This window comes from Humitalea sp. 24SJ18S-53 (genome assembly GCF_050632385.1).
Classification (GTDB): Bacteria; Pseudomonadota; Alphaproteobacteria; order Acetobacterales; family Acetobacteraceae; genus Humitalea.
Genome location: NZ_CP192599.1, coordinates 3,491,461 through 3,517,567, shown reverse-complemented (window position 1 = coordinate 3,517,567; position 26,107 = coordinate 3,491,461). Strand labels below are relative to the sequence as shown.

At 69.5% G+C, this 26,107-nt stretch carries 29 protein-coding genes; 13 read left to right on the top strand and 16 right to left on the bottom strand.

Annotated elements, in window-relative coordinates; all coding sequences use genetic code 11:
* Positions 1 to 2 precede the first annotated feature (2 nt).
* From ACQW02_RS16805 to ACQW02_RS16790, 4 genes are all read left to right on the top strand, one after another.
* Positions 3 to 650, top strand: a complete 648-nt coding sequence (locus ACQW02_RS16805; protein ID WP_431281069.1) for an ABC transporter ATP-binding protein — start codon at positions 3 to 5, stop codon at positions 648 to 650.
* 43 nt (positions 651 to 693) lie between these two features.
* Positions 694 to 1,977: a capsule biosynthesis protein gene (locus ACQW02_RS16800; RefSeq protein WP_431281068.1), complete on the top strand. Its 1,284-nt coding sequence runs from the start codon at positions 694 to 696 to the stop codon at positions 1,975 to 1,977.
* A 55-nt stretch (positions 1,978 to 2,032) separates the two neighbouring features.
* Positions 2,033 to 3,868: a polysaccharide biosynthesis/export family protein gene (locus ACQW02_RS16795; RefSeq protein ID WP_431281067.1), complete on the top strand. Its 1,836-nt coding sequence runs from the start codon at positions 2,033 to 2,035 to the stop codon at positions 3,866 to 3,868.
* An 86-nt stretch (positions 3,869 to 3,954) separates the two neighbouring features.
* Complete coding sequence (locus ACQW02_RS16790) at positions 3,955 to 4,440, top strand: hypothetical protein (RefSeq protein WP_431281066.1); 486 nt, start codon at positions 3,955 to 3,957, stop codon at positions 4,438 to 4,440.
* On the opposite strand, the gene ptsP is transcribed toward ACQW02_RS16790, so the two are convergent.
* From ptsP to ACQW02_RS16765, 5 genes are all read right to left on the bottom strand, one after another.
* Positions 4,437 to 6,254, bottom strand: a complete 1,818-nt coding sequence (ptsP, locus tag ACQW02_RS16785) for a phosphoenolpyruvate--protein phosphotransferase (RefSeq protein WP_431281065.1) — start codon at positions 6,252 to 6,254, stop codon at positions 4,437 to 4,439. The genes ACQW02_RS16790 and ptsP overlap by 4 nt on opposite strands.
* Entirely contained in the window at positions 6,244 to 6,537 is a 294-nt protein-coding gene (locus ACQW02_RS16780) for an HPr family phosphocarrier protein (protein WP_431281064.1), read from the bottom strand. The genes ptsP and ACQW02_RS16780 overlap by 11 nt, the downstream gene beginning before the upstream one ends.
* 103 nt (positions 6,538 to 6,640) lie before the next feature.
* The gene (locus ACQW02_RS16775) at positions 6,641 to 7,099 is read right to left on the bottom strand and encodes a PTS sugar transporter subunit IIA (RefSeq protein ID WP_431281063.1); all 459 of its coding nucleotides are present in this window, start codon (positions 7,097 to 7,099) and stop codon (positions 6,641 to 6,643) included.
* 5 nt (positions 7,100 to 7,104) lie between these two features.
* A complete protein-coding gene (gene rapZ, locus ACQW02_RS16770; RefSeq protein WP_431281062.1) occupies positions 7,105 to 8,070 on the bottom strand; it encodes an RNase adapter RapZ in 966 nt (321 codons plus the stop codon).
* On the bottom strand, positions 8,067 to 8,561 hold the full coding sequence (locus ACQW02_RS16765) for an HPr kinase/phosphorylase (protein WP_431281061.1): 495 nt from the start codon (positions 8,559 to 8,561) through the stop codon (positions 8,067 to 8,069). Before ACQW02_RS16765 ends, rapZ begins: the two co-directional genes overlap by 4 nt.
* A gap of 109 nt (positions 8,562 to 8,670) precedes the next feature.
* Here ACQW02_RS16765 and ACQW02_RS16760 point away from each other — a divergent pair, with 109 nt between their 5' ends.
* Complete coding sequence (locus ACQW02_RS16760) at positions 8,671 to 9,627, top strand: serine/threonine dehydratase (protein ID WP_431281060.1); 957 nt, start codon at positions 8,671 to 8,673, stop codon at positions 9,625 to 9,627.
* 9 nt (positions 9,628 to 9,636) lie between these two features.
* Here the strand turns inward: ACQW02_RS16760 and ACQW02_RS16755 are convergent, their stop codons facing one another.
* The 5 genes from ACQW02_RS16755 to phnC are packed head-to-tail and all read right to left on the bottom strand — an operon-like array spanning position 9,637 to position 13,554.
* On the bottom strand, positions 9,637 to 9,876 hold the full coding sequence (locus tag ACQW02_RS16755; RefSeq protein ID WP_431281059.1) for a hypothetical protein: 240 nt from the start codon (positions 9,874 to 9,876) through the stop codon (positions 9,637 to 9,639).
* A 60-nt stretch (positions 9,877 to 9,936) separates the two neighbouring features.
* A complete protein-coding gene (phnE, locus tag ACQW02_RS16750) occupies positions 9,937 to 10,782 on the bottom strand; it encodes a phosphonate ABC transporter, permease protein PhnE (RefSeq protein WP_431281058.1) in 846 nt (281 codons plus the stop codon).
* The gene (gene phnE, locus ACQW02_RS16745; protein WP_431281057.1) at positions 10,779 to 11,720 is read right to left on the bottom strand and encodes a phosphonate ABC transporter, permease protein PhnE; all 942 of its coding nucleotides are present in this window, start codon (positions 11,718 to 11,720) and stop codon (positions 10,779 to 10,781) included. Before phnE (ACQW02_RS16745) ends, phnE (ACQW02_RS16750) begins: the two co-directional genes overlap by 4 nt.
* On the bottom strand, positions 11,689 to 12,687 hold the full coding sequence (gene phnD / locus ACQW02_RS16740) for a phosphate/phosphite/phosphonate ABC transporter substrate-binding protein (RefSeq protein ID WP_431281056.1): 999 nt from the start codon (positions 12,685 to 12,687) through the stop codon (positions 11,689 to 11,691). The genes phnE (ACQW02_RS16745) and phnD overlap by 32 nt, the downstream gene beginning before the upstream one ends.
* Positions 12,688 to 12,741: 54 nt before the next feature.
* The gene (gene phnC / locus ACQW02_RS16735) at positions 12,742 to 13,554 is read right to left on the bottom strand and encodes a phosphonate ABC transporter ATP-binding protein (protein WP_431281055.1); all 813 of its coding nucleotides are present in this window, start codon (positions 13,552 to 13,554) and stop codon (positions 12,742 to 12,744) included.
* 139 nt (positions 13,555 to 13,693) lie between these two features.
* Between phnC and ACQW02_RS16730 the strand changes: the two genes are divergently transcribed.
* Complete coding sequence (locus ACQW02_RS16730; protein ID WP_431281054.1) at positions 13,694 to 14,668, top strand: Bug family tripartite tricarboxylate transporter substrate binding protein; 975 nt, start codon at positions 13,694 to 13,696, stop codon at positions 14,666 to 14,668.
* Between the two features lies 1 nt (position 14,669).
* On the opposite strand, the gene ACQW02_RS16725 is transcribed toward ACQW02_RS16730, so the two are convergent.
* A complete protein-coding gene (locus ACQW02_RS16725) occupies positions 14,670 to 15,587 on the bottom strand; it encodes a GNAT family N-acetyltransferase (RefSeq protein ID WP_431281053.1) in 918 nt (305 codons plus the stop codon).
* A gap of 129 nt (positions 15,588 to 15,716) precedes the next feature.
* On the opposite strand from ACQW02_RS16725, the gene ACQW02_RS16720 reads away from it, so the two are divergent.
* Complete coding sequence (locus tag ACQW02_RS16720) at positions 15,717 to 16,289, top strand: DUF2889 domain-containing protein (protein ID WP_431281052.1); 573 nt, start codon at positions 15,717 to 15,719, stop codon at positions 16,287 to 16,289.
* 1 nt (position 16,290) lies between these two features.
* Here the strand turns inward: ACQW02_RS16720 and ACQW02_RS16715 are convergent, their stop codons facing one another.
* Positions 16,291 to 16,593 (bottom strand): BolA family protein, encoded by a 303-nt coding sequence (locus ACQW02_RS16715; RefSeq protein ID WP_431281051.1) that lies wholly within the window; start codon positions 16,591 to 16,593, stop codon positions 16,291 to 16,293.
* A 311-nt stretch (positions 16,594 to 16,904) separates the two neighbouring features.
* On the opposite strand from ACQW02_RS16715, the gene ACQW02_RS16710 reads away from it, so the two are divergent.
* The 5 genes from ACQW02_RS16710 (at position 16,905) to ACQW02_RS16690 (ending at position 22,024) form a co-directional block, all read left to right on the top strand.
* Complete coding sequence (locus ACQW02_RS16710; protein ID WP_431281050.1) at positions 16,905 to 17,450, top strand: J domain-containing protein; 546 nt, start codon at positions 16,905 to 16,907, stop codon at positions 17,448 to 17,450.
* A 73-nt stretch (positions 17,451 to 17,523) separates the two neighbouring features.
* Positions 17,524 to 18,528, top strand: a complete 1,005-nt coding sequence (gene cobS / locus ACQW02_RS16705) for a cobaltochelatase subunit CobS (protein ID WP_431281049.1) — start codon at positions 17,524 to 17,526, stop codon at positions 18,526 to 18,528.
* Between the two features lie 28 nt (positions 18,529 to 18,556).
* Complete coding sequence (locus tag ACQW02_RS16700; RefSeq protein WP_431281048.1) at positions 18,557 to 19,195, top strand: glutathione S-transferase family protein; 639 nt, start codon at positions 18,557 to 18,559, stop codon at positions 19,193 to 19,195.
* The gene (cobT, locus tag ACQW02_RS16695; RefSeq protein WP_431281047.1) at positions 19,192 to 21,063 is read left to right on the top strand and encodes a cobaltochelatase subunit CobT; all 1,872 of its coding nucleotides are present in this window, start codon (positions 19,192 to 19,194) and stop codon (positions 21,061 to 21,063) included. The genes ACQW02_RS16700 and cobT overlap by 4 nt, the downstream gene beginning before the upstream one ends.
* 1 nt (position 21,064) lies before the next feature.
* Positions 21,065 to 22,024 carry an esterase-like activity of phytase family protein gene (locus tag ACQW02_RS16690; RefSeq protein WP_431281046.1) on the top strand — a complete coding sequence of 320 codons (960 nt, stop codon included), beginning with the start codon at positions 21,065 to 21,067 and terminating at the stop codon, positions 22,022 to 22,024.
* Here ACQW02_RS16690 and ACQW02_RS16685 read toward each other — a convergent pair.
* From ACQW02_RS16685 to ACQW02_RS16670, 4 genes are all read right to left on the bottom strand, one after another.
* Positions 22,021 to 22,743: a sensor histidine kinase gene (locus ACQW02_RS16685; protein ID WP_431281045.1), complete on the bottom strand. Its 723-nt coding sequence runs from the start codon at positions 22,741 to 22,743 to the stop codon at positions 22,021 to 22,023. The genes ACQW02_RS16690 and ACQW02_RS16685 overlap by 4 nt on opposite strands.
* A 52-nt stretch (positions 22,744 to 22,795) precedes the next feature.
* Positions 22,796 to 23,098, bottom strand: coding sequence for a 50S ribosomal protein L28 (gene rpmB, locus ACQW02_RS16680; RefSeq protein ID WP_431281044.1), 303 nt, complete (start codon positions 23,096 to 23,098; stop codon positions 22,796 to 22,798).
* A 115-nt stretch (positions 23,099 to 23,213) separates the two neighbouring features.
* The gene (locus tag ACQW02_RS16675; protein ID WP_431281043.1) at positions 23,214 to 23,477 is read right to left on the bottom strand and encodes a hypothetical protein; all 264 of its coding nucleotides are present in this window, start codon (positions 23,475 to 23,477) and stop codon (positions 23,214 to 23,216) included.
* A gap of 80 nt (positions 23,478 to 23,557) precedes the next feature.
* The gene (locus ACQW02_RS16670) at positions 23,558 to 25,447 is read right to left on the bottom strand and encodes an ABCB family ABC transporter ATP-binding protein/permease (RefSeq protein ID WP_431281042.1); all 1,890 of its coding nucleotides are present in this window, start codon (positions 25,445 to 25,447) and stop codon (positions 23,558 to 23,560) included.
* Between the two features lie 182 nt (positions 25,448 to 25,629).
* On the opposite strand from ACQW02_RS16670, the gene ACQW02_RS16665 reads away from it, so the two are divergent.
* The gene (locus tag ACQW02_RS16665) at positions 25,630 to 25,977 is read left to right on the top strand and encodes an Hpt domain-containing protein (protein WP_431281041.1); all 348 of its coding nucleotides are present in this window, start codon (positions 25,630 to 25,632) and stop codon (positions 25,975 to 25,977) included.
* Positions 25,978 to 26,107: the final 130 nt, after the last annotated feature.

Below are 26,107 nucleotides of genomic sequence, written 5' to 3'. Positions count from 1 at the left end.
TCATGCTTCTGCTGGAGAATGTCTGGAAGGCGCATCCGATCCGCGGCGGCAAGCGGGACGTTCTGAAGGGCATCAACATCAAGATCGAGCGCGGCGACGCGCTCGGCATCCTCGGGCGGAACGGCGCCGGCAAATCGACCCTGTTGCGTTTGCTGGGCGGCGTGGACATGCCGAGCAGCGGCCGCATCACCCGCACCATGACCGTCTCCTGGCCCATGGGCTTCGGCATCGGGGTGCAGGCCAGCATGACGGGGGCGGACAATGCCCGCTTCATCGCCCGGCTCTACGGCCTCGGCATCCCCGAAACCCTGACCAAGGTCGAGGAATTCGCCGAACTCGGCCCGTATTTCTACGAACCGGCCCGCAACTATTCGTCCGGCATGATGGGGCGGCTGCTGCTTGGCCTTTCTTTTGCAATGGAATTCGAATGCTACCTGGTGGACGAGATCGTGGGGGCCGGCGATGCCCGCTTCACCGAGAAATGCACCCGCGCCTTCGAGGAGCGTCGCGATCGCGCGGCACTCATCATGGTCACCCACAGCATGGACCTGGTGAAGCAATATTGCCGCCGCGCCGCCGTGCTCCACGACGGAAAGCTGAGGTTTTACGATGACCTCGATGAAGCTATCGCCACCTATAACGGACTCTGAGAAGACGACCTCCGGGCCGTCGCGCACGCAGGCGGCGCCTGCGGTGGCGGCGCCCCTTGTCTTCGAGGATGCCTCCGCCGATGCGCCGCAGGCGCGGGCGCCGCTTGCGGTCCCGCCGGCCCCGGCCCCACCTGTCCTCGAGCCGCAGGTGATCGTGGCCGCGCCGCCGCGCCCCGCAGCGGCCCCAGCGCCGGCCCCGGTGCGGCGCCGGCCGTCCTGGATCCGGCGCTTCGTCGCGCGCCGCAAGGGGCTGGTCATCTTCGTGATCCTGCCCTTGCTGGTGGTGTCGGCCTACCTCTATGGCATCGCCACGCCGCAATACCTGTCCGAGAGCAAGTTCCAGGTCCGCGGACGGACCCCCATGCCATCGCTGGGCGGTGGCGGCGGTGCCATGGGGGCGCTGATGGGCGGCAGCAGTTTCTCCTCGATGCCGACCGAAGCCCTCGCGGTGCGCGATTTCCTGATGTCGCATGACGCGGTGACCAGCCTGGCCGATGCGCCGGGCATCGTCAGCATCTGGCGCAGGCCGGAGGCCGATGTGATCGCCCGCCTCTGGAGCGACGCCCCCACCACCGAAATGCTTGTCTGGTATTTCGGCAGCATGGTCACCGTCGCCTCCGACCAGTTGACCGGCATCACGACGATCCGGACCCGCAGCTTCCGCCCCGAGGATTCGCGTGCCTTGAACGCGGCCATGCTGACCCTGGCCGAGGGCATGGTGAACCGCCTGTCCGAACGCGTGCGCGAGGACAGCGTGCAGGTCGCCCGGAACGAAGTGGCCGTCGCCGAACGCCGGGTTTCGGCGGCACGGGAGCAACTGCTTTCCTTCCGTGAGCGCGAACGCTCGCTCGACCCGAGCGCCACGGCCTCCGCGGCACTGGTGTCCGTGGCGACCCTGGAACAGGCGCTGCTGCAGACACGCGCGGAGTTGCAGGAAAAATCCGCCTATATGCGCCGGGACAATCCGTTGCTGGGCGTACTCCGCAATCGCATCCAGGCGCTGGAAACCGAAATCGCCCAGGAACGCCGCCGCACGACCGCCGGCGACCTGGCCCTGCCGCAGCAGATCGCCGGTTATGAACGGCTGCTGATGGAACGCGAATTCGCCGATCGGCAACTGGCTTCGGCCACCGCCTCGCTGGAACAGGCGCGGGTGGAAGCCGATCGCCAGCAGTTGTTCCTGGCGCGCGTGGTCCAGCCCAATCTGGCGGAATTTCCGCTTTACCCCCGGGCCGCCTATATCCTGATCTCGATGGGCGCAGTTCTACTTGTTCTCTATGGTATTGGTTGGCTTATTTACGCTGGGATTCGTGAACATGCGTCTTGAAGACTTGCGTCGTCTGGCCCCGAGTCGTTTGGCATCGACGGGGCACGGCCCCAGCGTGAATCGTTTTACCCGAGGGGTTGTCACGGCACTGGTCGGCGGATCGCTGCTGACAGGTCCCGCGTATGCACAGGCGCCGCAGCAGAACCCCAATACGGCGTCGCAGCCGGCGGGCCAGGGCTATACCCCCATGCAGGGCGGCGCTTCGGCCGGCGCGCCCGGTGGGATGGGGCAAAGCTTCGGAACCACGCCCGGTTTCGGCGGTGCGGGCAGTGCCGCCCAGGCGCCGATCATGCCGAACCTGCTGTCCGGCAGCGATCGCCAGACGGTGCGCCAGGGCTCCACGACCGAGGCCGAGGGCGGCCCCTCCGCCGTCGCCCCCTTGGGTGAGGTCGACCGCCGCATGGGCCCCCCGACCGCGGTCTTCGGCGCATCGCTGTTTACCCGCCCGGTCGGCGTGTCCTCCGACGCGCCGAACCCGTCCTATGTGATCACCCCCGGCGACCGCATCAGCGTCCGCATCTGGGGCGCGACCGAGGCCGAGGTCGCGGGTTTCGTCGACCCCGAAGGCAATGTCTTCATCCCGACCATCGGCCCGGTCATGGTCGCCGGCACCCGCGCGGGCGACCTGCAGCGCGTGATCGAACAGCAGGTGCAGCGCATCTACACCCAGCAGGTGCAGGTCTATGCCGTGCTGGTCAGCGTGAACCGCATCGGCGTCTTCGTGACCGGCATGGTCCGCGCGCCGGGCCGGCACATCGGCCAGGCCTCCGACTCGGTGCTGGACTTCCTGTCCCGCGCCGGCGGCGTCGATCCGTCGCGCGGCTCGTTCCGGGATATCGAGGTCAAGCGCAACAACGGCCAGACCATTCGCATCGACCTCTACGCCTTCCTCACGCGGGGCACGCTGCCGGCGCTCCGCTTGCAGGAAGGCGACACCATCGTGGTGTCGCGCCAGCGCGCGATGGTCAGCGTCGATGGCGCGATCCGCAACAACTACCTGTTCGAGATGGCCGGCCGCACTATGCCGGGGCGCGAGTTGATCGAACTCGCCGGTCCGCTGCCCTCGGCCACCAACGTCGTCGTGCGCGGCACCCGCAATGCGCAGCCCTGGTCGCGCTATGCGACCATGACGGAACTCGCGGCCCTGCAGTTGCAGGACCAGGACGCGGTGACCTTCATCGCCGACGTGCCGGCGCCGACCATCCGCGTCTCGATCGAAGGCAGCCGCATCGGCCCCTCCGTGCTGATCGCCGACCGCGACATCACGCTGTGCCAGATGCTGGACCATGTCGCGGTGAACCCGACCCTGGCCAATACCGCGGCCGTCTTCCTGCTGCGGCCCCGCCTGGCCGCCGCACAGCAGCGGTCGATCAACGAGGCGCTGGACCGGCTGGAACGCCAGTTGTTCACCGCGACCTCCACCACCACCGGTGTGTCCACGATCCGCGCGTCGGAAGCCCAGTTGGTCTACCAATGGATCAGCCGCGGTCGCCGCATCCAGCCCGAAGGCCGGCTTGTCGCCGCACGCGGCGGTCGCTGTTCCGACATCCGGCTGGAGGATGGCGACACCGTCGTGATCCCCGACCGCGTCGATACGGTCATGGTCGCCGGTGAGGTGGGCGCCCCGCAGGCGGTGGTCTGGCGCCGCGACCGCCGCATCCAGGACTATATCCAGGCGGCGGGCGGCTACAGCCTGCGTGGCGACGACTCCCGCGTGATCATCCGCCGCGCGAGCGGCGAGGTGGACCTGGAGCCGACGGTCGGCCCGGCCCCGGGCGATGAACTCATCGTCCTGCCGCGCCTGGACCCGAAGAACTTCCAGATCGCGAGCGATTTCCTGAACGCGATCTTCCAGTCGGCGGTCATCGTTCGGACCTTCTCGAACAACTGACCGACCTGACCGCCGGGCGTCAAACGCCTTGCCCTGTGCCGCTGCGATGGCCATCCTTGACCGGATGCCCACGCGCGGAGGGGGCTATGTCTGAAGCGAACGAAAGCTGGTTCCCGTTATTCGAATTCAAGACGTTCTTGTATCGAAGCTTTCTTGTCGCCCCGTCGGAAACCTTTCCGGCCGGTCCCGTGATCCTGACCGACTGGATGAAGGCCGAGTTCATCTGCGAACAGGCGACCCGGGAGGGGGACCTCTACCAGGTGAACGCAAGGCTGGTCCTGCGGCCTGGCAGCGAAGTCCTGGTGGATGTCCGGAGCAGGAATGGAATTGGTGACCGTCCCGCCACCTTTGAGGCAACCGGCCATGGGATGACCGGGGATACGGCCGGCGCAGTCTACCGCTTTTCCGGTCTCGTCCATCCGGCGCTGCCGACTGCGTTCGACTCCGCGGTGATCGACTGTATTCGCGGCGCCGTCACCTCGGTTCAGGGCCCCGCCAGCACCCCCTTGGTGGAACTCGGTGGATGCCCCGTCGGCACGGCCGGGGCTTTTGTTATCGTTCCGAGCGGCTAATTCCGCGCCCCAGGCACAAAACCCTCGACCAATTCGGCGATCCGTCGCGGCTCCACCTGTTCCATCACGCGCCGTGCCAGGCGCGCGCAATCGCCGATGTCCAGCCCACGCACGACCTGCTTCACACGCGGGATGGCGGAGGCGTTCATCGACAGCGTCCGCAGCCCGAGCCCCAGCAGCAGCGGCGTCAGCCGCGCATTGCCGGCCATCTCACCGCACAGGCTGACCGGCAGCCGCAGCCGCAGGGCGGCCTCGGTCGCGAATTGCACCAGGCGCAGCACGGCGGGGTGCAGCGGGTCGTACAGATGCGCGACCTCGACCTCCGCCCGGTCCACCGCCAGCGTGTACATGGCCAGGTCATTGGTGCCGATGGCGAAGAAATCGGCCTCCAGCGCGATGGCATCGGCGGCCAGGGCGGCGCCCGGTGTTTCGATCATCGCGCCCAGCGGCGGCAGTTTTTCAGGCAGGGTCACGCCGCGCCGGCGCAGGCGGCGGGCGACGCGCTCCATGATCTCGCGCGCCTGGGCGACTTCATCCGGCACGGTCACCATGGGCAGCAGGATGCGGACCGGGCCGACCTCGGCGCCGACGCGCAGGATGGCGGCGAATTGCACCTCCAGCAGTTCCGGGCGCTTCAGCAGCATGCGGATGCCGCGCAGGCCAAGCGCGGGGTTCGGTCCGGTGTGCAGGGGGGCGACGCCGTCGGCCAGGGCCTGGATGTCCTTCTCCCCACCCCAGTCCAGCACGCGGATGGTGACCGAATCCCCGGCCATGGCGGCGACGACCTGGGCGTAGGACACGTATTGCGCGTCCTCGTCCGGCAAATCCTCGCGGTTCATGAACAGGAACTCGGTGCGCAGCAGCCCGATCCCCTGGGCGCCGGCCTGGGCGATCAGCGGCAGTTCGGCCGGGATCTCCAGGTTGGCCTGCAATTCCACCAACTCGCCATCGGTGGTTTCGGACGGCAGGCGGCGCAGCTTGCCAAGCTTGACCCTTTCCCGTGCGAAGGCCGCCAAGGCCGCCTTGCCGACGACCAGCGCTTCCGGGCCAGGACGCAGCACGACGGTCCCGGCGGTGCCATCCAGCACCACATGGTCGCCAGGCTGTGCCGCCTCGGTCAGCCCGTGGCAGCCAAGCACCGACGGGATGCCAAGCGCCCGCAGCATGATGGCGGTATGGCCGTCGGCGCCACCTTCCTCGGTCGCGACCCCGGCGATGCGGGACGGGTCGAGAAGCGCGGCATCGGCGGGGGTCAGTTCATCGGCCAGCAGGATCGCGCCTTCCGGCACGTCCTTGAACGACCGGAAGGGATTCTGGGTCAGGTTGCGGGTCAGGCGGCGGCCGATCTCGCGCACTTCCGATGCGCGGCGGCGCAGCCCGGCCTTGTCGTCGTCCTTGGCCGTCAGGATGATGGCGGCGATCGCCTCCGCCTCATCATGCACGGCGGTCTCGGCGGCGAGCAGTTCGGTTTCGATCCGTTTGCGCGCCCCGCGCAGCAACCGGCTGTCGGCCAGCATCATCAGGTAGGCGTCGAGCAGCGGCGCCAATTCCTCCTGCGCTTCCTCCGGCAGGATCGACAGGCGGTTGCGCAGCTTGCCGACCTGCTTGCGGCTGATCGCGACGGCGCGGGCCAGGGACTGGCGTTCGGCCTCGACCTCGGGGGGCGAAATGTTGCGGCGGGGGGCTTCGGCCGGCGCTTCGGTGGTGTCGAAGACGGTGCCGATGGCGACGCCGGCCCCGATCGGGATGCCACGGAAGACGGCTTCCTGGGCGCGCTTGGCGGCGCTGGTGCGGCGGGTTGGCTCAGTCTTCATGGAAGCCTGCCTCGATCAGCCCGGCGATGGCGTCCATCGCCTCGCGTGCGTCGAATCCCTCGACCTCCAACTCGATCTCGCTGCCCTTGCCGGCGCCCAGCATCATCAGCCCCATGATCGACCCCGCCAGCACCGACTGCCCGTGGCGCGAAACGGTGATGACGGCGGAAAAGCGTTCGGCCAGGGCCACCAGTTTGGCAGCGGCCCGGGCATGCAGGCCGCGCGTATTGCGGATCATCAGCGTGCGATGCAGCGCCGTGCCCCCGCCATTTGCGTCCTTCATACTTGCACCCCCAGCCCGGCATATGAACAGATCGGCGGCGTATGCGGAACCAGGGTCGCGGCGGGAATATGCGCGGCGCATGCCTGAATGGGCCGGACCCGCGTCAGGCGGCGCCCCGGTGCAGCAGCGCCGTGGCGGTGGCGGGCAGGGCGGCGGCCTCCGGCTTCGGCGCGCCTTCGGCCTTGGAGATGCGGGCGCTGGTCATGTACTTGCGCCCGGCGGCCACCGCCTGGTCCACCAGGTCGGCCAGCGGCACGCTGCCGCGCAGCTTGGCGACCTTGACCAGCAGCGGCAGGTTCACGCCGGCGATCACCTCCACATCCCGCCGGTCCAGCACCGAACAGGCGAGGTTGGAGGGTGTGCCCCCCAGCATATCGGTCAGCACCACGACGCCATCGCCGGAATCGACATCCGCGACCGCTTCGCGCATGTCGCCGCAACGCACGTCGATCCCGTCCTCCGGGCCGATGCACAGGGTCATCAACTGCGCCTGCGGTCCCACCACATGCTCCAACGCCGCCCGCAGTTCGAGCGCGAGGCGCCCGTGCGTCACCAGGATCATGCCAATCATGCGGCGCGGACCGACGTATCGGCGGGGGGTGGTTCGTCCACGTTTCGGGACATGTCGGTGGCCTCCTTCGGGGCCGGGGCGGCGGATGGAGGCGGCAGCGCGGACCAGGCCGCGCTTTCCCGGTGGACACATTCCACCCTCCAACCTTGCAATGCGAGATGGGTCGTCAGTCGTTCCGCGGTCAGCACGCTACGGTGCTTACCGCCGGTGCAGCCGAAAGCGACCGTAAGGTATGATTTCCCCTCTGCGGCGTATCGGGGCAAGAGCGAGTCCAGCAGCGCCGTCATGCCCTGCCAGAATGACGGCCAGGCTTGATCCGCCGTAACGAATGCAGCGACCGCCGGATCGCGCCCCGTCAGTGGCCGCAGGGCGGGATCGTAATGCGGGTTACGCAAAAACCGTGTGTCCAGCACAAGATCGGCGTCCCGCGGCAGGCCGTGCGGATAGCCGAAGGACATGACGGTGATGCCCATGCCATGTCCGGCCGTGGGGCCGAAGCGGGCGGCGATCTGCCGGCGCAGTTCCGGCAGCGGCAGGTCGGAGGTGTCGATCACGAGGTCCGCGGCCTCCCGCAAGGGCGCCAGCAGGATGGCCTCGGCCGCGATCCCCTCGGCCACCCGGCCGCCGAGCGCCATCGGGTGGCGCCGGCGGGTTTCGGAATAGCGCCGTTGCAGCACGGCCTCGTCGGCGGTGGCGAAGACCAGCGTGACATCCAGTTCCGGCCGCGCCTTCAGCCCGGCCGCGAGCACCAGCAGCGCCGTGGGGGTGAAGCCCCGGGTGCGCGTATCCATCCCGGCGGCGAGCGGGACGTGGCGGTGTTCCAGCGCCGTGGCCTCCACCGCCGGCAGGGGTGGGTTGTCCACCGCCTCGAACCCCTGGTCCTCCAGCACCCGCAGGATACTGGCCTTGCCGGCGCCCGACAGGCCGGTGACCAACACGACCCGGCGCCGGTCACCGCTCATGCGGCAAAGGCCCCGACGACCATGCTACGCCGGCCGGCCAGGCAATCCATCGCGGCCATGACTTTTTGCGGGGCGGAGGAATCGATTGCATGCAACGCCACGCGCGGGACGCGGGCGCTGCCATGGGTCCAGTCCCTGGGTTCCGGCAGCCGTGGTTCCTCGGCGCGTTCGACGCAATCCACCACCAGGCGGATCGCGGCGGGGCCATGCGCCAGGCCGGTCAGCAGCCCCAGGCCGCGCACTTCCAGCATGCCGGCCAGGGCGTCCGGCGCATCGGCCGTGGCGATGCCATCCCGGTCGGACAGCACGACCTGGTCATCGGCGACGAGGCGAAAGCCATGGTCCAGCAGGCGCAACACAAGGTCGCTCTTGCCCGCACCCGGGCGCCCGAGCAGCAGAACGCCCTCGGCGTTCCACGCTGCCGCGGAGCCGTGGAGACGTGTCGCGCCAGAGCATGCAGCGGGGCACGCAGCAGAGCCGTGCAGGGACATGAAGAACGGGGACTCCCAGTAACAGGTGGAAATATGGCAGGACTCGGGCAGGACGCAAAGCGCGACGGCAGGGTTGCGTCGGCGGGGGCGGGCGGGGCATCTGCCGGATATGCCCGGACCCCTGCCTGACCCCGACCTGAACCGTGACCTGATCCGGGCGGCCGCCAGCCGCATAGCACCGCATGTCCGCCGCACGCCGGTGCTGCGGGTGGCTGGGGCGGCGCTGGGGTTGGCGGGCGACATCGTGCTGAAACTGGAATTGGTGCAGGCCACCGGATCGTTCAAGCCGCGCGGGGCCTTCAACCGGATGCTGTCGGTGCCGGTGCCGGCGTCGGGGGTGATCGCGGCATCCGGCGGCAACCACGGGGCGGCGGTCGCCTATGCGGCGCGGGTCCTGGGCCATCGGGCGGAGATTTTTGTCCCCGCCATCTCGGCCGCCGCCAAGCGGGCGCGGATCGCGGCCGAGGGCGCGGTGCTGACCGTCGGCGGCGAGACCTATGACGCGGCCCGCCTGGCCAGCATGGCAAGGGCGGACGAAACCGGCGCGCTGGTGGTGCATGCCTACGACCAGCCGGAGGTCCTGGCCGGGCAGGGCACCGTCGCCCTGGAATGGGCCGAACAATCCCCCGACCTGACCCATGCGCTGGTCGCGGTCGGCGGCGGCGGGCTCTTGGGCGGCATGGCCGCCTGGTGGGGGCGGGGTGTCGGACTGGTCGCGGTGGAACCGGAAGCCTGCCCGAAATTCAGCGCCGCGCTGGCCGCAGGCCGCCCGGTGCCCGCCCCGGTCAGCGGATTGGCGGCCGATAGCCTGGGCGCCAGTCAGGTCGGCCAGTTGATGTTCGGCATCGCCGCCCCGGTCATCGCCGCCAACGTGCTGGTGCCCGATGCGGCGATCCGGGAGGCGCAGCGGCGGCTGTGGGATGCGGTGCGGATCGTCGCCGAACCGGGCGGCGCCGCGGCGCTGGCGGCACTGATCTGCGGCGCCTGGGTGCCGCCCCCCGGGGCGGTGGTGGGGGTGCTGGTCTGCGGCGGGAACTGCGATCCGGGAAGCGTGGTCAGCGGGTAAGGCGGCGCCTCACTCCACCTCGCCGGCCGTGGGCGGCAAAAGCTCGGTCATCGGCCGTTTCGGCGGCGGGAAGGGCGGGGCCGGAAGCGCGTCGCCCATGAATGTCATCGGCTGCCAGGCAAGGCCCGCGGCGTGCCAACTGCGCCCCGTCACGGTATCCAGAAGCACCGCGACCAGCGCGTTTCCGGTTCCCGCGACCGTCACCTGAAACCGGCCGTTTTCCGGGACCGGCGGCGTGCTGCCTGACATGGATCGCTCCCGCTTTCTTGGTGGCGGCGATACGGTATCAGGGCACTGTCCGGCGGCAATTCAATTCTGCCGCCTGTCCCGCCCGCCGATCAGCCGCCCGCGCACCTTCGACGACAACCAGTCGATCGCCGACACCAGCAGCACCATCAGGATGATGATGAAGGCGACCTCATCCCAATGGCGCACGCGGATGCGTTCGGCGATCTGCAACCCGATGCCCCCCGCGCCGACGACGCCCAGGATGGAGGCGGAGCGCACGTTGCTCTCGAAGAAATACAGCGCCTGCGACAGCATGATCGGCAGGACCTGCGGCAGCAGCCCGAAGCGGATGGCGAGCAGACGTGATCCCCCGGCGGCGGTGATGCCCTCGGCCTGTTTTTTCTCCGCGTTCTCGATCGCCTCCGCATAAAGCTTTGCCAGCACCGCGATATCGGCGGTCGCGATGGCCATGACCCCGGCCAGCGGCCCAAGGCCGACGGCGCGGACGAAGGCCAGCGCCCAGATCAACTGATCCACGCCGCGGAACCCATCGAAGACCCGCCGCACCGAAAACCGCAGCAGGGTCGCGGTGACCACGTTGTTGGCCCCCAAAAACCCCAGCGGCACCGCGATCAGCGCCGCCACGAAGGTGCCCAGGAAGGCCATCGCCAGGCTTTCCGCCAGGCCCTTGAGGATTTCGACCCATTGTTCACCCGGCGAGGGCGGGATCATCAGCCGCACGATGACGCCCAGGCCCGACAAGCCGTTCCAGATGCGCTGGGGCGTCACGTCGAACCAGATCAGCGTGCCGAGCAGCCAGATAACAAAGGCGGTCCAGCCCAGCGCCCGCTTCATCTGCGCCGCCGGGCCGCCGCCAAAGGCGGCCGGGTTGCGCTGCCGCCAGCGGGCGATCTCCGTCTCGCTCATGCGGCACCTTCGATCACGCGCCGCCGCAGCCGTTCGGAGACCAGGTCGATGCTGCACACCGCCAGGATCACGAGCACGATGATGGCGCTGATCTCGTCATAATAGTTGAAGGAGATGACGTGGTAGAGTTCCTCGCCGATGCCGCCCGCGCCGACGAAGCCGATCACGCTGGCTGAACGCACGTTCACCTCGAACCGCAGCAGCGCGTAGGAGATGAAGTTCGGCAAGACCTGCGGCAGGATCGCGAAGCGGCAGGCCTGGGCCCAGGTGCCGCCGGCGCTGCGCACGCCCTCCCACGGCCCCATCTCCGCATTCTCGACCACTTCGTAGAATTGCTTGCCGAGCGCGCCGCTGCTGTGCAGCGCGATGGCCAGGATTCCCGCCAGCGCGCCGATCCCAAAGGCCCAGACGAAGATCAGCGCATAGACGATTTCCGGCACCGTCCGCGTCGCTTCCAGCAGGCGCCGGGTGAATTGGAACGACAGCACGCCGCGTTGCAGGTTGCGCGACGCCGGGAAGCACAGCAGCAGCGCCACCACCAGCCCCATCAGCGTGGCCAGCGCCGCCATCTGCGCGGTTTCGAACAGCAGCAGCAGCCATTTGTCGGCGCGGTAGAACCAGGCGGCCAGGCTGCCCTCGGTCTCCCAGTTGGAAAAAAGATGCTGCCATTCGAGGTGCGGCGCGATGCGCACAAAATATTCGCCGGCGCGCGGGATGCCGGCCAGGAGGGCGCCGGGCGACACCTCCGACACCCAGCCCGACAGGACCAGGCAGAATGCCAGCACCACGACGGCGCCGATGGTCGCGGCGCGCCGTTGCCGGCGCGCCTGCTGGAATGACGCCTCGCCATTGGCGACAACGGCGTCGAGGGCGGTCGCGATCAGGAAACGGCCCTCCTGTGGTGTGTTACGAACGGCGGCGGCGCTGGGCCGCTTCATCGACCCGCAGATCGACGATCAATTGGTAGTCCGCGTGCGTCACTTCACGATAGCCCGTGCCGCCGCCGCGCTCGATGTCGCGATAGATGGACGGATGCGCCTTCGGCAGCGCCAGGTGGAACACCTTCAGGTCTTCCTTGAACGACGCCGGCAGCGCGCTGCGCACGGTCAGCGGGCCGTTCGGGATGGGGGCCGAGCGCCAGATCACGCGCAGGTCGCGCATGTTCAGCATGCCCTTCTGCACCATCGCCTGCAGGTTGCCGCGCGAAAAACCCTGCGCCTCGTCGCCCTGGCCCGAGGCCCAGGTCACCGCCGCGTCATACTGGCGCTGCAACACGGCCACGACCGCCTGCTCATGCCCGCCACCGAAGCCGGTGCGGGAGAAATACTGGCCGCTCTCGACGCCGATGCCACCCTGGCGCAGCGCGAAACGCGGGATCAGGTAGCCGGAGGTGGAATTGGGATCGGCCCAGGCGAGGCTCTTGCCGCGCATCTGTTCCATCGTGGTGATGCCGCTATCGGCGCGGACCACCATGACGGCGATATAGGCGATCGTGCCGTCCAACTCCTCGGCCGTCACGATGGGTTCGACGCCGTGGTTGGTGTCCAGCCAGGCGCCGGCATAGCCGGAGGCGCCCATGCTCGACGCCTCGATCTGGCCGGCCGAGAAGGCCTGGAGCACGCCGGCGTAGTCCGACGCCGGGAACAGGCGCACCGGCACCTTGAACGTGTCTTCCAGCAACTGGCGATAGGCGCCGTAGCGGCCCATGCGGTCGGCTTCATTCTCGCCACCCAGCAGGCCGATGCGGATCTGCGGCACCTGGGCGGCCCAGGCGCGCGGCCCGGCGGCCGGCATGGTCACGGCGGCATCCAATGTGCGGCGCATCGGCGCGGCGGGGGCGGTTTGGGCAAAGGCGGTCGCGGGCAGCGCCGCGCCAGCGGCGAGCAGAAGACGACGGGTCAGCATATTGGATGGGCTCCGTGTGGTCGTGGTGGCCGCCAGGCGCGAAGCCCGGCGGGGTCAGGCGGGAAGGGCGGCCGCGGCGCGGGAGGCGCGCGACGGGGTGATGGAGGCCAGGGCCTCTTCCTCGAACTCGGCTTCGCTGACGCCGTAGATGTCGCGCACGGCATCGGCGGTCAGGGCGGCGGGCACGCCGTCGAAGACCACGCGCCCGGCCTGCATCGCGACGATGCGGTCGCAATAGGCGCGTGCGGTGTCCAGGTGATGCAGGTTGCACAGCACCGTCAGCCCATCGCGGCGGTTCACGTCGCGCAACGCATCCATCACCACCTGGGCGTTGCGCGGGTCCAGGCTGGCGATGGGTTCGTCGGCCAGGATGATGCGCGGTTCCTGCAACAGCGCGCGGGCGATCGCGACCCGCTGCTGCTGGCCGCCCGACAGGGTGTCGGCGCGCTGCAACGCCTGTTCGGCCAGGTCGAAACGGTCCAGCGCGGTCAGCGCCATCGCCCGTTCGGCGGCGGTGAAGCGCCCGAGCAGGGAGGAGATCACCGGGCGGTGGTTCAGCCGCCCGACCAGCACATTGGTCAGCACCGGCAGGCGCTGCACCAGGTTGAACTGCTGGAAGATCATCGCGCAGCGGGTGCGCCAGTCGCGCAGCGCCTGGCCCTTCAGCGCCGTCACATCGACGCCGTCATGCAGGATGCGGCCCGATGTCGGCTCGGTCAGGCGGTTGATCATGCGCAGCAAGGTGGACTTGCCGGCCCCCGAACGGCCGATCACGCCCACCATCTGCCCGGCCGGGAAGGCGAGGGAGACATTGTCCACGGCAGTTCTTTCGCCAAAGCGGCGGGTGAGCGACTGGAGTTCCAGCATGGGGGCGTCCTTGTGCGGCGCGGTGGATACTGGCCCAACACGACAGGCGAATGATGGAAATGTGACAAACCTATTGCGCCTTGCCGGCGTGTCACCCTGCCGTCAGGTTGGGGACGGGGCTCAATAGGGAAACGCCGCAATGAAACATGATCTGCCGCGCCGCGCGGTTTTGGCGGCTGTCCTGGCCGCGCCGGCGCTGACCGCACAGGCGCAGGACGCCTGGCCCAGCCGCCCGATCACCCTGATCAACGGCTATGCCCCCGGCGGGCTGACCGACATCAGCACCCGCGCCATCGCCGAACGCCTGTCGCGCGAATTGGGCCAGACCATCGTGGTGGACAGTCGCCCGGGCGGCGGCACCAGCGTCAGCGCCACGGCCGTCGCCGCGGCCCGCCCCGATGGCTACACCCTGCTGATGGGGGCGACGTCGCTGGCGATCAATCCGGCGCTGCAGCCCAGCCTGACGCCGCGCGACCCGATGACGGCGCTGGTGCCCGTGGGCCTGGGCTACCGCAGCGCCTTCGTGCTGCATGTTCACCCGTCGCTGCCGGCGCGCAACGCGGCCGAATTCATCGCCTATGCCAAGGCCAACCCCGGCAAGATCGACTTCGGCAGCAGCGGTGTCGGCGCGGTGAACCACCTGGCGCTGGAACTGCTGCGCGTGGCGGGTGGGATCGAGGTGAACCACATCCCCTATCGCGGCGGCGCTCCCGCGCTGATCGACCTGCGCACCGGGCGCATCCAGGCGATGTGGCAAGCGGCGCTGGAAGCGATCCCGGCGATTCGCGACGGCGCGACCCGCCCCATCGCGGTCAGCGGCTTGGACCGCCTGGCGCTGCTGCCCGATGTACCGCCGATGGCCGACACGCTGCCCGGCTTCGACGCGACCTTCTGGCAGGGTGTGTTTGCCCCGGTCGGCACGCCGCCGGCGGTGCTGGCGCGGCTGGAGTCGGGGCTGCGCGTCACCACCACCGACCCCGTCCTGGCCGCCAGGCTGGGGGAACAGGGCGTGGCGCTGGCGCCAGGCTCGGCGGAAGACTTGCGCGCGCTGCTGGCGCGGGAGACGGCGAGCTGGGGCCGGCTGATCCGCGAACAGGGGATCCGGGCGGAATAGGCTACAGCGCCGCGGCCCATTCCTCGGCCACCAGCGCCTGGCCCCAGTCGTGCGTGGGCGTCGCGCGGACCAGCGCGAAACCCTGGGCCGCATACAGCGCCCGCGCCGCGACCAGGCTGGCATAGGTGGACAGGGTCATCTGGCGATAGCCGGCGGCGCGGGCGAACCCCATCGCCTCGGCCAGCAGCGCGCGGCCGAGGCCCCGGCCCCGCGCGGCGGGGTCCAGGATCAGCAGCCGCAGCCGGGCCGTGCCGCCGCCGTCATCCATCACGGCGACGGATCCGACCGGGGCATCGTCGATCGTGGCGATCCACATCCCCCGTCCGGCCGGGTCGGCGGCGGCAAACGCCGCGATGATGCCGCCGACGTAGCCCTCGAACGCCATCGCATCCCATCCGTGCTCGGCGGCGTAGAGCGCGCCGTGCCGGGCGACGATCCAGCCCAGATCCCCCGGCCGGGGCGGGCGCAGCACGGCGGGGGCCTGGCTCGGGCACAGCAGGCCGCGCGCGCGGCCGAGGGCCACGACCAGCTCAGCCCCGGCCGCGGGGGGCAGTTCGTCGAGCAGACCCGCCGCGCCCTGGCGGGAGGCGTCTTCCAGCGCCGCCAGGGCGGCCTCACCCGCGGGGGTCAGCCGCAGCGCCACCCGGCGCCCGGCGGCGGGGCCGCGCGCCACCAGTCCGCGCGCCGCCAGGCCCTGCAACAGCCGCGACACCTGGCCACGGTCCATCGCCAGTGCCCGGGCCAGGTCGGCGGCGGCGGGCGGCGCGCCGGCGTCCGGATGGCCGATGTCGAACAGCAGCCGCGCTTCGGCCAGGCCCAGCCCGGCGCCATAGGGGTGGCGGGCGAAAAGCCCGGTGCGGCGGGTCCAGGCGCGGGTAAAGCCACGCAGAGTTTCGATGGCGTTGTCCATGCGGCGCATGGCGGCATGCCTATGATGATAAAGTCAACATAGAATGCACACGACGGGCTGCCCCGCGTGGCAGGCACGCTGTTCCTCGGGCGGCCGCCTGCCTATGTTGCAATGCCGCAGTTGCCCGGACCCTGACCCATGCCGCTAAGCCCACCCGTCCCCCGCCAACCGATGCATCGCCGCGCATTGGTCATGCATGGCTACAAGCGCGAGGACGGGTTGTTCGACATCGAGGGGCACCTGGAGGACACCAAGGCCTACGCCTTTGAAAACGATGACCGCGGCCGGATCGAGCCAGGCGAAGCACTGCACGGCATGTGGATCCGGCTGACGGTCACCGCGGAGATGGAGATCGTCACCGCCGAGGCGGTCTCGGATTTCACCCCCTATGCTATCTGCCCCGTGGCGGCGCCCAATTTCGCCGTGCTGGCGGGGCTGACGATCGGGCCGGGTTTCAATCGCGCGGTGAATGAACGGGTCGGCGGCATCAAGGGCTGCACGCATCTGCGGGAGATGCTCGGCCAGATGGCCACCGTCGCCTACCAGACCCTGGTCGGGCAGCGCCGGGCCAAGACAGCGGCCCTGGTCGCCCAGAACAAGCGCCCGCCGCAGATCGGCACCTGCCTGGCCTATGCCGCGACCAGCCCCGTGGTGCGGAGCCGCTGGCCGGACTGGGCGGAAGCCCCGGCCTCCGAACCAGCCGCCGAATAGGTCAGGCGGAGGCTTCCTCCGGCGTCTTCAGCACCAGGGCCAGGGCATGCAGCCCCCCGGCCAGTTCGGTGGCCAGCGCCTCGTGCACCGCGCGCGACCGCGCCAGGCGCGACAGGCCGCCAAAGGCGGGGCTGACGATCCGCACCGTATAATGTGTCTCCCCACCCGGGGCGGCGCCGGCGTGGCCGGCGTGCTGCTGGCTGTCGTCCTGCACCTCGATCAGTGCGGGCACGAAGCGCGCGGCCAGGGTTTCGCGGATACGCTCGGCGCGGCGCGACGATGTGGGGGGCGGGGAATTGGCCATGGCAAAGCCGCTACGCCCTGCCGCCCCGGATGCCAAGGGTCCTGTCTTGGTGCGGCTCGGCCGGAGCGCAACCCATGCGCCGAGAATGGGGCATGCAGGCCAGCCATGTTATTTGCGCAGCCTCGATCAGCAACTTCATTGCGTTTCTTCGCCTTGCGGTAGCATGAAACGCCGCTCATAAGGCGCCCATGGCTCGTCGCGCGAGTACCCTGAGGGCCTCGAGCCCGTCCCCCTCCCTCAACGCCAAGCGCTGTGATGCGCCCGGTTGCGAGAATCCTGGCGAATTCCGTGCACCACGGGACCGGTCGCGCTTGCGCGATTATTACTGGTTCTGCCTGGAGCATGTCCGCGCCTACAATCAGGCATGGGACTTCTACAAAGGCCTGTCGCCCGAGGAGATCGAATCGCAACTGCGGGACGATACCGGCTGGCAGCGCCCGACCTGGCCGCTGGGCCGGCTCGGCGCCAATGGCCGCATCGCCCCGGAGATGCTGAAGGATCCCTTGTCCCTGTTCGGCGAGGCGCCCCCCCAGCGCCAGAAGTCGGCGCGCGAGGCGCCGCCCGAACTGCGCGCCGCGCTGGACATCATGGGCCTCGGCTGGCCCCTGACCTCCGAGGAATTGCGCGGAAAATACAAGGAACTGGCCAAGCGCCTGCACCCGGATCATACCGGCGGCGACAAGGTGGCCGAGGAAAAGCTCAAGGACATCAACCGCGCCTATTCCCTATTGCGGGCACGGCTTGCACAAATGCCCAACCCCGGCACATCGTCTGGGGCAGCGCCACGGGGAACCGCGGAACGGCCGGCCACGACGGCCGAACGTCCCGTCCGCCCCGCCCGCGCCGCCGCCGGCTGAACGACCGGATCGCAACACACCGGACCGAAACACACCGGAACGAAACCCTGGGCGCAGGACACAAGACAGGAACATGACCAAGGTGGCCACCCTCTCCGACGTCCGACCGACCAGTGCGATCGACCTGCCCGACACCACGTACAATGTGCGTGACGTCTTCGGCATCGACAGCGACATGGTGGTGCCGGGCTATTCCATCCGCACCGAGCACGTGCCGGACATCGACCTGAGCTATCAGTTCGACAAGGACACCACGCTGGCGATCCTGGCCGGCTTCGCCTTCAACCGGCGGGTGATGGTCCAGGGCTACCACGGCACAGGGAAGTCGACCCATATCGAACAGGCCGCGGCCCGGCTGAACTGGCCCTGCCTGCGGGTGAATCTCGACAGCCACATCAGCCGCATCGACCTGATCGGCAAGGACGCCATCGTCCTGAAGGATGGCAAGCAGATCACCGAATTCCGCGAAGGCATTTTGCCCTGGGCGCTGCAGCACCCCTGCGCGATGGTGTTTGACGAATACGACGCGGGTCGTCCGGACGTGATGTTCGTGATCCAGCGCGTGCTGGAGGTCGAGGGCAAGCTGACCCTGCTCGACCAGAACCGCGTCATCCGGCCGCACCCGTCCTTCCGCCTGTTCGCGACCGCGAACACCGTGGGCCTGGGCGACACCACCGGCCTCTACCACGGCACCCAGCAGATCAATCAGGGCCAGATGGACCGCTGGAACATCGTCGCCACCCTGAACTACCTGCCGCATGGGCAGGAGACGGCGATCGTCATGGCCAAGATGGGCATGGACCCGTCCGACACGAAGATGAAGAAGCGGACCGAGGCCATGGTCGCCCTGGCCGACCTGACCCGCGCCGGCTTCATCGCCGGTGACATCAGCACCGTCATGTCGCCGCGCACCGTCATCACCTGGGCCGAGAACACCAAGATTTTCGGCGATGTCGGTTTCGCGTTCCGCCTGACCTTCCTGAACAAGTGCGATGAGGCCGAGCGCAGCACGGTCGCCGAGTACTACCAGCGCTGCTTCAACGAGGAAGTGGCCACGGGGCTGTTCGGCAAGAAGTGACGCGCCGCAGCCGGTAGGGATCTCGCCCATGGCCGAACCGCGTTTCCTGCTGCACCACGCGCCGAAGTCGCGCTCCCTCGGCAGCCTTTGGCTGCTGGAGGAAGCCGGCGCCGACTACGCGCTGCAGTGGCACGCGCTCGACCAGGGCACCCACAAGCAGCCCGACTTCCTGGCCATCAACCCCGCCGGCAAGCTGCCCGCGCTGATCGATCGCGGCCCCGCGGGCGATTGGCGGGGCGTGGTGGTGACCGAGGCCGCCGCCGTCGCGGCCTATGTCGCCGATGTGCTGCCGGATGGCGGCCTGGCGCCGGCCATCGGCACGCCGGATCGCGCGGCCTATGCCACCTGGCTGGCCTTCGGCCCCGGTGCGCTGGAACCGGCTTTGGCCGACAAGGCCTTCCCCCGCGCCAACCCGGTGCCGGCCTCCTCCATCGGCTGGGCCGATTTTGAAACCGGGGTCGCGCGCGTCGAAGCCGCCTTGCAGGATCGGGATTGGCTGGTCGCCAACCGCTTCTCGGCGGCGGATATACAGGTCGGCGGCTTGCTGGCCTGGGTCGCGCAATGGGGCATGCTGACGCCGGGGCCGAATGTCGCGCGCTATATCGCGGCGATCGAGGCGCGGCCGGCGCGTCAAAAATCCTTGCAGAAAGGTGCTGCACCAGCATGAGCGGCTCCAAGGACCAGACACGCCAGGAAGACTTCAAGAAGGCGACGGCCGGCGCCCTGCGCGCCATGGCGCATGCCGGGGCCGAGGTGACGGTCGCGTTCCAGCCGGGCGCCTCGGGCCTGGCCGGCAAGCGCGCCCGCCTGCCGCTGCCGACCCGCGCCCTGCCGGCAGCCGAAATGGCCCGGCTGCGCGGGGCCGCCGATTCCATCGCCCTGCGCCTGCGCCACCACGACGAGGCACTGCACGCCAGCCGCACCCCCCAGCGGCGCGAGGCCAAGGAGGTCTTCGACGCGCTGGAACAGGCCCGCGTGGAAGTGGTCGGCGCCGAGCACATGTCCGGCGTCGCCGCCAACCTGACCGCCCGCCTCAATGAGCAATGCGAGGCCGAGGGCTACGACCGCATGACGCGGAAGGACCAGTTGCCGCTGCCCGCCGCGCTGTCGCTCCTGGCCCGCGAACGCCTGACCGGCGAACCGCCCCCGGCCGCCGCCCGCCGCGTGCTGGACCTGTGGCGCGACAGCCTGGTCGAGGGCGCGGCCGAAGCGATGAATGACATGGCCGCCGCACGCGACAGCCAGGAAGGCTACGCCCGCGCCGCCCGCCGCCTGCTGGTGGCACTCGACCTGGCGGAAGCCGAGGCCGAGGCCGAATCCCAGGCCGATGACGAAGGCGAGGAGGGGGCCGAAAGCAGCGGCTCCCAGGACAATTCCGGCGAGGGCGAAAGCAAGTCGCAGGAATCCGACACCATGCTCGGCGCCCAGCCCGAGGCGCAGCAGGGCGAGGCATCGGAAGAAGCCGGCGACGAACAGGATGACGAGGGGGCAGCCGCCGAAGGCGATGACAAGCCCGGTGGTCCCCAGGCCCGGCGCGAAGTGCCCCAGGTCGACGACAGCAGCCGCTACCACGCCTTCACCACGGCGCATGACGAGGTCGTCGAAGCCGAGGATCTCTGCGACGCCGATGAATTGGCCCGGCTGCGCCAACAGCTCGACCAGCAATTGTCGCATTTGCAGGGCGTGGTTTCCAAACTCGCCAACCGCTTGCAGCGCCGGCTTTTGGCACAGCAGCAGCGCGCCTGGGAATTCGACTTGGAGGAAGGGATGCTCGACGTCGCGCGGCTGGCGCGCATCGTGGCGAACCCGACCCATTCGCTGACCTACAAGCGCGAACGCGAAGCCGATTTCCGCGACACGGTCGTGACCTTGCTGATCGACAATTCCGGCTCGATGCGCGGCCGGCCGATCACCGTCGCCGCCATGTGCTGCGACATCCTGGCGCGCACCCTGGAACGCTGCTCCGTAAAAGTCGAAATCCTCGGCTTCACGACGCGCGCCTGGAAGGGCGGGCAAAGCCGCGATGCCTGGGTCAAGGCCAACAAGCCGCGCAACCCGGGGCGCCTGAACGACCTGCGCCACGTCCTGTATAAATCTGCCGACACGCCCTGGCGCCGCGCCCGCAAGAACCTGGGCCTGATGCTGCGAGAGGGGCTGCTGAAGGAAAACATCGACGGCGAGGCCCTGGAATGGGCCTACAAGCGCCTGCTCGGCCGCCAGGAACGCCGCCGTATCCTGATGGTCATCAGCGATGGCGCGCCGGTCGATGACAGCACCTTGTCGGTGAACCCGGGCAATTACCTGGAACGCCATTTGCGCAAGGTGATCGGCGATATCGAAGGCCGCGACATCGTCGAACTCATCGCCATCGGCATCGGTCACGACGTCACCCGCTACTACCGCCGCGCCGTGACCATCGTGGATGCCGAGGAGCTGGGCGGCACCATGATGAAGAAACTCGCGGAATTGTTCGACGAGGACGCGGCCGCCGCCTGGCAACGCGCCGCCGCCGAACGCGCCCCGCTGCTGGCCTGACATGGCCGCCGGCGGGGCATGGCCCCGCCGCGGGGTTTTGGGCGCGGCGCTTGCCGGGCTGGCGGGCTGTCGCACCACGGCCCGGGGCGGGCCGATTGCCACCCCGCTGCCCCCCTTCGCGACGCCACCCGACAGCCCCTTGGAGGCGCTGGGCGGGCTTGAGATCGACGACACCCCCCTGGGTTTCGGCGGGCTGTCCGGGCTGCATATCGGCGACGATCTGGCGCTGACGGCGATCAGCGACACCGGCCACTGGTTGCAGGCCCGCTTGGCCCTGGCCGCGGGCGGGGCGCCGCTGGGGTTGGAGGAGGTCCGCCACGGCCCGCTGCTGGATGGCGCGGGCCTGCCGATGTCCAGCAACTATCAGCGCGATGCCGAATCGCTCGCGCGCTTGCCGGATGGGCGTTGGCTCGTGGGTTTCGAACGCTGGCACCGTATCCGGATTTATGACGGATTCGACCTGCCCGGCGCTTTCGTCGACCCGCCACCGGGGCTGGAGCTGGCGCCGCGCAATGGTGGCTTGGAAAGCCTGACGGTGCTGGCCGATGGCCGTTGGTTCGCGATCGCCGAGGCGCTGCGGGATGCCGGGGCCCCGGACCGCCGCGCCGCCTGGCTGCGCGGTGTCGGCGGGGGGTGGCAACGAACCTCCTATCGCCCCGGGCCGGGACTGGACGCGACCGATGCCTGTGGCCTGCCCGATGGTGGGGCGCTGGTGCTGGAACGCTCCTTTGCCTGGCTCGGGGGGTTCACCTCCCGCATGGTGCGGGTGTCGCCCGCGGCCATGGCCGCCCCGGTGATCGAGGGGCAGGAGGTGCTGCGCTTCACCGACCCCGTGCCGCGCGACAATTTCGAGGGCGTTGCCACCTTTCGCCACGGTGGGCGGGATTGCGTGGCGGTGGTGTCGGACGACAACCAGAACGTCCTCCAGCGCAGCCTGCTGCTGGTGCTCGCCTGGCGCTAGGCCGCGGCCGCCACCAGGCGCCAGTTCGGCAGGGTCAGCCAGGCGCGGGCGCCGATGCCGCTCGCGGCCTCCAGCATCAGGTCGCCGCCATGGGCGCGCAGCAGGTCGCGCGCGGTTGCAAGGCCAAGGACGAGGCCGCGGGTCCCGGTGGCCTCGCCACCCGGGTCCAGGTCGGCGGCGGCCTGGCCGGCGCCCTCATCCTCCACCACCAGGGCGACCACGTCGGGCGCGGGCATCAGCCGCAGGGCGATGCGGTCATCCGCCGCGGTTTCCCGCAGCGCCCGTTGCAGCACGGCGCGCAGGGCCGCCCGCAGCGCCCGGTTGTCGCCGCGCAGGGTGACCGCCTCCAGCCCCGGATCGAAGCGCCAGCGACGCCCGGGGGCGTCCAGTGCCGCCACGACCTCCTGCACCAGCGCGCCGAGGGCGAGGTCTTCCTCCCGCAGGATGCGGGGGCCGGCATGGGCCGCCAGCAGGTCCGTCGCCTGGTCGGCGAGGTCGAGCAAACGCCTGGCGTGTTCGGAGTCGGGCGTCGCCATCAGCCCCCGCGCCGGGGCCTGCATCGCATCGGACAGCAGGGCGAGGCAGCGGGCCAAGGCCGCGGCCCGCGCGGCTTCGCGTGATGCGCGGCGATTCGCGCCACGCAAACGCAAAGCGCCGGCGCACAGGGCGCCGGCGGCAGCGAGAACAGAAAAGACGGAGATCAGGGCGACGGAACTCATCCGCCAACACTGCACCCGAAAGGTTAACGAGGCGCTAAGACGCGCCCGTCATTCAGGCGGCAGCGGCGTCCCGCTTGACCTTGGCGCGCAGGATGCGGCGCTTCAGGACCTGTGCCTCGATCGGCAGGTTCCGGTTCGGCGTGGTGATCAGGAAGGCATCAAGCCCGCCATTGTGCTCCACCGTGCGGATGCCGTTCGTCGACAGGCGCATCTTCACCGGCGTGCCGAGCACGTCGGAGAAGAAGGAGGCTTCCTGCAGGTTCGGCAGGAAGCGCCGGCGGGTCTTGTTGTTCGCGTGGCTGACATTGTTGCCAGACATAACGCCCTTGCCGGTGATGCCGCAGCGGCGAGCCATGGTGATGTCCTGTTGGTTCAAGGCGCGGACAAGCCACGCGGAATGGTCATTAAGCGAGGGCGGCGTATGGCGGCAGGGCGGCCCGGAGTCAACCCTCGGGCCCCCGGCCGGGGGCTCAGCCGGTCGGCTGGTCCTGCGGCGGCTGCCCCACGCGGAACTCGCCGCTTTCCACCGAATGCAGCGCCTGGCGCAGCACCTGCGCCACGGCCCGGTCGTCCAGCGACCGCTGCAGCAGCCCCAGGGCCCCGCCGAGCAGCGCAGACGCCACGATGATGGCCGGCAGGTCCTGCTCCAGCATGTACTCGATCGCCTTGTCCACGACCGAGCCTGCGTGGCTCAAATCCTGCGGCAGGGCTTCGCCTGGGTCTTCATGGGTCAAGATTGCGGACTTTCGTTGATATGGTGGCCGAGATGGGGAATCGGTGGCGGCACCGAAACCCCTTGAATGTTACAAGACTGTCAGGCGGGCTGCGGCAATTCGCCGGGGCGGGCGGCCCGGGACAGGTCCAGGTCGGCCGCGGCCTGTGCCGCCGCCGCTGCCTCGGCCGCCGCCACGGCTTCGGACTGCCGGGCCCACATCTGCGCGTAGAGCCCGCCGGCGGCGATCAGCGCGCCATGCTTGCCGCGTTCGGCGATGCGTCCTTCGGACAGCACGATGATCTCATCGGCCTCCACCACCGTCGACAGGCGGTGGGCGATGACCAGCGTGGTGCGCCCCGTGGCGACGCTGCGCAGCGCGGCCTGGATGTCCTGTTCGGTGCGGGTGTCCAGCGCGCTGGTCGCCTCGTCCAGGATCAGGACGCGGGGGTTCTTCAGGATGGTGCGGGCGATGGCGACCCGTTGCTTCTCGCCGCCGGACAGTTTCAGCCCGCGCTCGCCGACCCTGGTCTTGTAGCCATCGGGCATCCGGCTCACGAAGTCATGCACCTGGGCCAGGCGGGCGGCTTCCTCGACCTCCTCATCGCTCGCATCCGGGCGGCCATAGGCGATGTTGTAGCGGATGGTGTCGTTGAACAGCACGGTGTCCTGCGGCACCACGCCGATCGCCGATCGCACGCTGTCCTGCGTCACCGCCTTCACATCCTGCCCATCGATCAGCACCGCGCCCGAACCGACGTCGTAGAAGCGGAACAACAGGCGGCTGATGGTGGACTTGCCCGCCCCGGTCGGCCCGACGATGGCCAGGGTGCGGCCCGCGGGCACGGTGAAGGACACGCCCTTGAGGATCGGATGGTCCGGGCGGTAGCCGAAGTGGACGTCGTCGAACACGACCTCGCCCGGCCCCACGGCCAGGGGGGCGGCACCCGGCCGGTCCGCGACCTCCCGCTCGGTGCGCAGCAGGGTGAACATCTCCTCCATGTCCACGAGCCCCTGCTTCATTTCGCGGTAGACGAAGCCCAGGAAGTTCAGCGGCAGGTAGAGCTGGATGAGATAGGTATTCACCAGCACGAAGTCGCCGACCGTCAGCTCGCCGGTCGCGACCCCTTGCCCCGCCAGCAGCATCACGGCGGTCAGCCCGACCGCGATGATCGCCGCCTGGCCCATGTTCAGCACGTTCAGCGTCTGCTCGGAATGCGAATAGGCGGTCTCGTAGCGCGCGAGCGAGGAGTCGTAGCGCCGCGCCTCATGCGCCTCGTTGTTGAAATACTTCACCGTCTCGAAGTTGAGCAGGCTGTCCACCGCCTTGGTATTGGCCTCCTGGTCGGTGTCATTCATCCGGCGGCGGAACTGCAGCCGCCAGTCGGTGAACATCAGGGTGAAGGCGATGTAGACGCCGATGGTGCCGAGGGTGAGCAGGGCGAAGCGCCAGTCGAACATCTTCCACAGGATCGCCGCGACCAGCAGGATCTCCAGCAGGGTCGGCACGATCGAGAAGATCAGGAAGTTCAGCACGAAGTTGATGCCGCGCGTGCCGCGTTCGATCACCCGCGACAGCCCGCCGGTCTGCCGATCCAGGTGGTAGCGCAGTGACAGAGCATGCAGGTGGCGGAAGACCTCCAGCGCGATCACCCGTGTCGCGCGCGCCTGCACGCGGACGAAGACGACGTTCCGCAACTCCTGGAACGCCGAGGACAGCAGCCGCAACAGCCCGTAGCCGATAATCAGCGCGACCGGCACGACGGCGACGGCGGCGACCCCGGCGCTGGCCCCGACATGCGGGGTCAGCGCATCGACCGCGCGCGCGTAGGCGATAGGCACCAGCACATTGGCACCCTTGGCCGCGACCAGCAGTCCGACCGCGATGACCACGCGGGCGCGCAGCCCCGGCTCGTTGGCGGGCCAAAGATAGGGGGCAAGCGACAGGAGGGTGGCAAGTTGCCCGCGCGGGGCCTGGGGTGCTGGCGGCAAAAGGACGGTCCGGATCGGTGTTACGTTCAAATAAGGGCGAAGACCGCCCGGCGGTAACCCCACCCCGCATGACAGCCGCGAGATACCTGCGGCCGAACCGGCAACCAGGCCGGCAAGCAGGATGGCAACCGCAGGTTGGGTCGCCTTGATTGCCGGGGCCGGACAGGCGAGTGTGGCGGCACATGACCGCACTTGACCCGGACACCATCGGACCCCTTGCCCGCGACCTGCCGCCGGCGGATTTCGTGCGGATCGTCCATACCTTCGAAATCGACCTCGCGCGGTTGGTGGCGCAGATGGTCGACTACGCGACGGCTGGGGATCTTGAGGAATACCGGCGCAGCGCCCACGCCCTGGCGGGCGCCGCCGGCGCCATCGGCGCCATGCGCCTGGCCGCCGATGCGCGCCTGGCGATGGACCCGCGGGAGCAGACACCGCCCCGCGACATCCTGGGCCGAATCGGGGGGGAGGCCCGTCAGGTGCTGGCGGAACTCGCCGGCTGGGCGGCCGGCGTGCCGCCCGCGGCCTGACCCGCCCGTCCGGGCATTTGGTCCCGGGTCGGCACGCCGCCCGTCCGCCACCTCGGGCACATCCGCTGGCCGCATCGCGTCATGAGGGACCGGTCACGACATTCCAGGCGGGCCTTGCGGCCACGCGCTG

What these genes read in the sequence shown, in the direction of transcription:
- rapZ (WP_431281062.1), bottom strand. Translation starts at nt 8,070, where the DNA reads ATGAGCGGTGACCGGCGCCGGGTCGTGTTGGTCACCGGCCTGTCGGGC.
- phnC (WP_431281055.1), bottom strand. Translation starts at nt 13,554, where the DNA reads ATGCTGGAACTCCAGTCGCTCACCCGCCGCTTTGGCGAAAGAACTGCC.
- ACQW02_RS16665 (WP_431281041.1), top strand. Translation starts at nt 25,630, where the DNA reads ATGACCGCACTTGACCCGGACACCATCGGACCCCTTGCCCGCGACCTG.
- ACQW02_RS16725 (WP_431281053.1), bottom strand. Translation starts at nt 15,587, where the DNA reads ATGCGCCGCATGGACAACGCCATCGAAACTCTGCGTGGCTTTACCCGC.
- ACQW02_RS16760 (WP_431281060.1), top strand. Translation starts at nt 8,671, where the DNA reads ATGCCCGGACCCCTGCCTGACCCCGACCTGAACCGTGACCTGATCCGG.
- ACQW02_RS16685 (WP_431281045.1), bottom strand. Translation starts at nt 22,743, where the DNA reads ATGAGTTCCGTCGCCCTGATCTCCGTCTTTTCTGTTCTCGCTGCCGCC.
- cobT (WP_431281047.1), top strand. Translation starts at nt 19,192, where the DNA reads ATGAGCGGCTCCAAGGACCAGACACGCCAGGAAGACTTCAAGAAGGCG.
- ACQW02_RS16775 (WP_431281063.1), bottom strand. Translation starts at nt 7,099, where the DNA reads ATGATCCTGGTGACGCACGGGCGCCTCGCGCTCGAACTGCGGGCGGCG.
- ACQW02_RS16690 (WP_431281046.1), top strand. Translation starts at nt 21,065, where the DNA reads ATGGCCGCCGGCGGGGCATGGCCCCGCCGCGGGGTTTTGGGCGCGGCG.
- ACQW02_RS16755 (WP_431281059.1), bottom strand. Translation starts at nt 9,876, where the DNA reads ATGTCAGGCAGCACGCCGCCGGTCCCGGAAAACGGCCGGTTTCAGGTG.
- ACQW02_RS16805 (WP_431281069.1), top strand. Translation starts at nt 3, where the DNA reads ATGCTTCTGCTGGAGAATGTCTGGAAGGCGCATCCGATCCGCGGCGGC.
- ptsP (WP_431281065.1), bottom strand. Translation starts at nt 6,254, where the DNA reads ATGAAGACTGAGCCAACCCGCCGCACCAGCGCCGCCAAGCGCGCCCAG.
- ACQW02_RS16780 (WP_431281064.1), bottom strand. Translation starts at nt 6,537, where the DNA reads ATGAAGGACGCAAATGGCGGGGGCACGGCGCTGCATCGCACGCTGATG.
- ACQW02_RS16720 (WP_431281052.1), top strand. Translation starts at nt 15,717, where the DNA reads ATGCCGCTAAGCCCACCCGTCCCCCGCCAACCGATGCATCGCCGCGCA.
- ACQW02_RS16715 (WP_431281051.1), bottom strand. Translation starts at nt 16,593, where the DNA reads ATGGCCAATTCCCCGCCCCCCACATCGTCGCGCCGCGCCGAGCGTATC.
- rpmB (WP_431281044.1), bottom strand. Translation starts at nt 23,098, where the DNA reads ATGGCTCGCCGCTGCGGCATCACCGGCAAGGGCGTTATGTCTGGCAAC.
- ACQW02_RS16700 (WP_431281048.1), top strand. Translation starts at nt 18,557, where the DNA reads ATGGCCGAACCGCGTTTCCTGCTGCACCACGCGCCGAAGTCGCGCTCC.
- ACQW02_RS16790 (WP_431281066.1), top strand. Translation starts at nt 3,955, where the DNA reads ATGTCTGAAGCGAACGAAAGCTGGTTCCCGTTATTCGAATTCAAGACG.
- phnE (WP_431281057.1), bottom strand. Translation starts at nt 11,720, where the DNA reads ATGAAGCGGCCCAGCGCCGCCGCCGTTCGTAACACACCACAGGAGGGC.
- ACQW02_RS16765 (WP_431281061.1), bottom strand. Translation starts at nt 8,561, where the DNA reads ATGTCCCTGCACGGCTCTGCTGCGTGCCCCGCTGCATGCTCTGGCGCG.
- phnE (WP_431281058.1), bottom strand. Translation starts at nt 10,782, where the DNA reads ATGAGCGAGACGGAGATCGCCCGCTGGCGGCAGCGCAACCCGGCCGCC.
- phnD (WP_431281056.1), bottom strand. Translation starts at nt 12,687, where the DNA reads ATGCTGACCCGTCGTCTTCTGCTCGCCGCTGGCGCGGCGCTGCCCGCG.
- ACQW02_RS16730 (WP_431281054.1), top strand. Translation starts at nt 13,694, where the DNA reads ATGAAACATGATCTGCCGCGCCGCGCGGTTTTGGCGGCTGTCCTGGCC.
- cobS (WP_431281049.1), top strand. Translation starts at nt 17,524, where the DNA reads ATGACCAAGGTGGCCACCCTCTCCGACGTCCGACCGACCAGTGCGATC.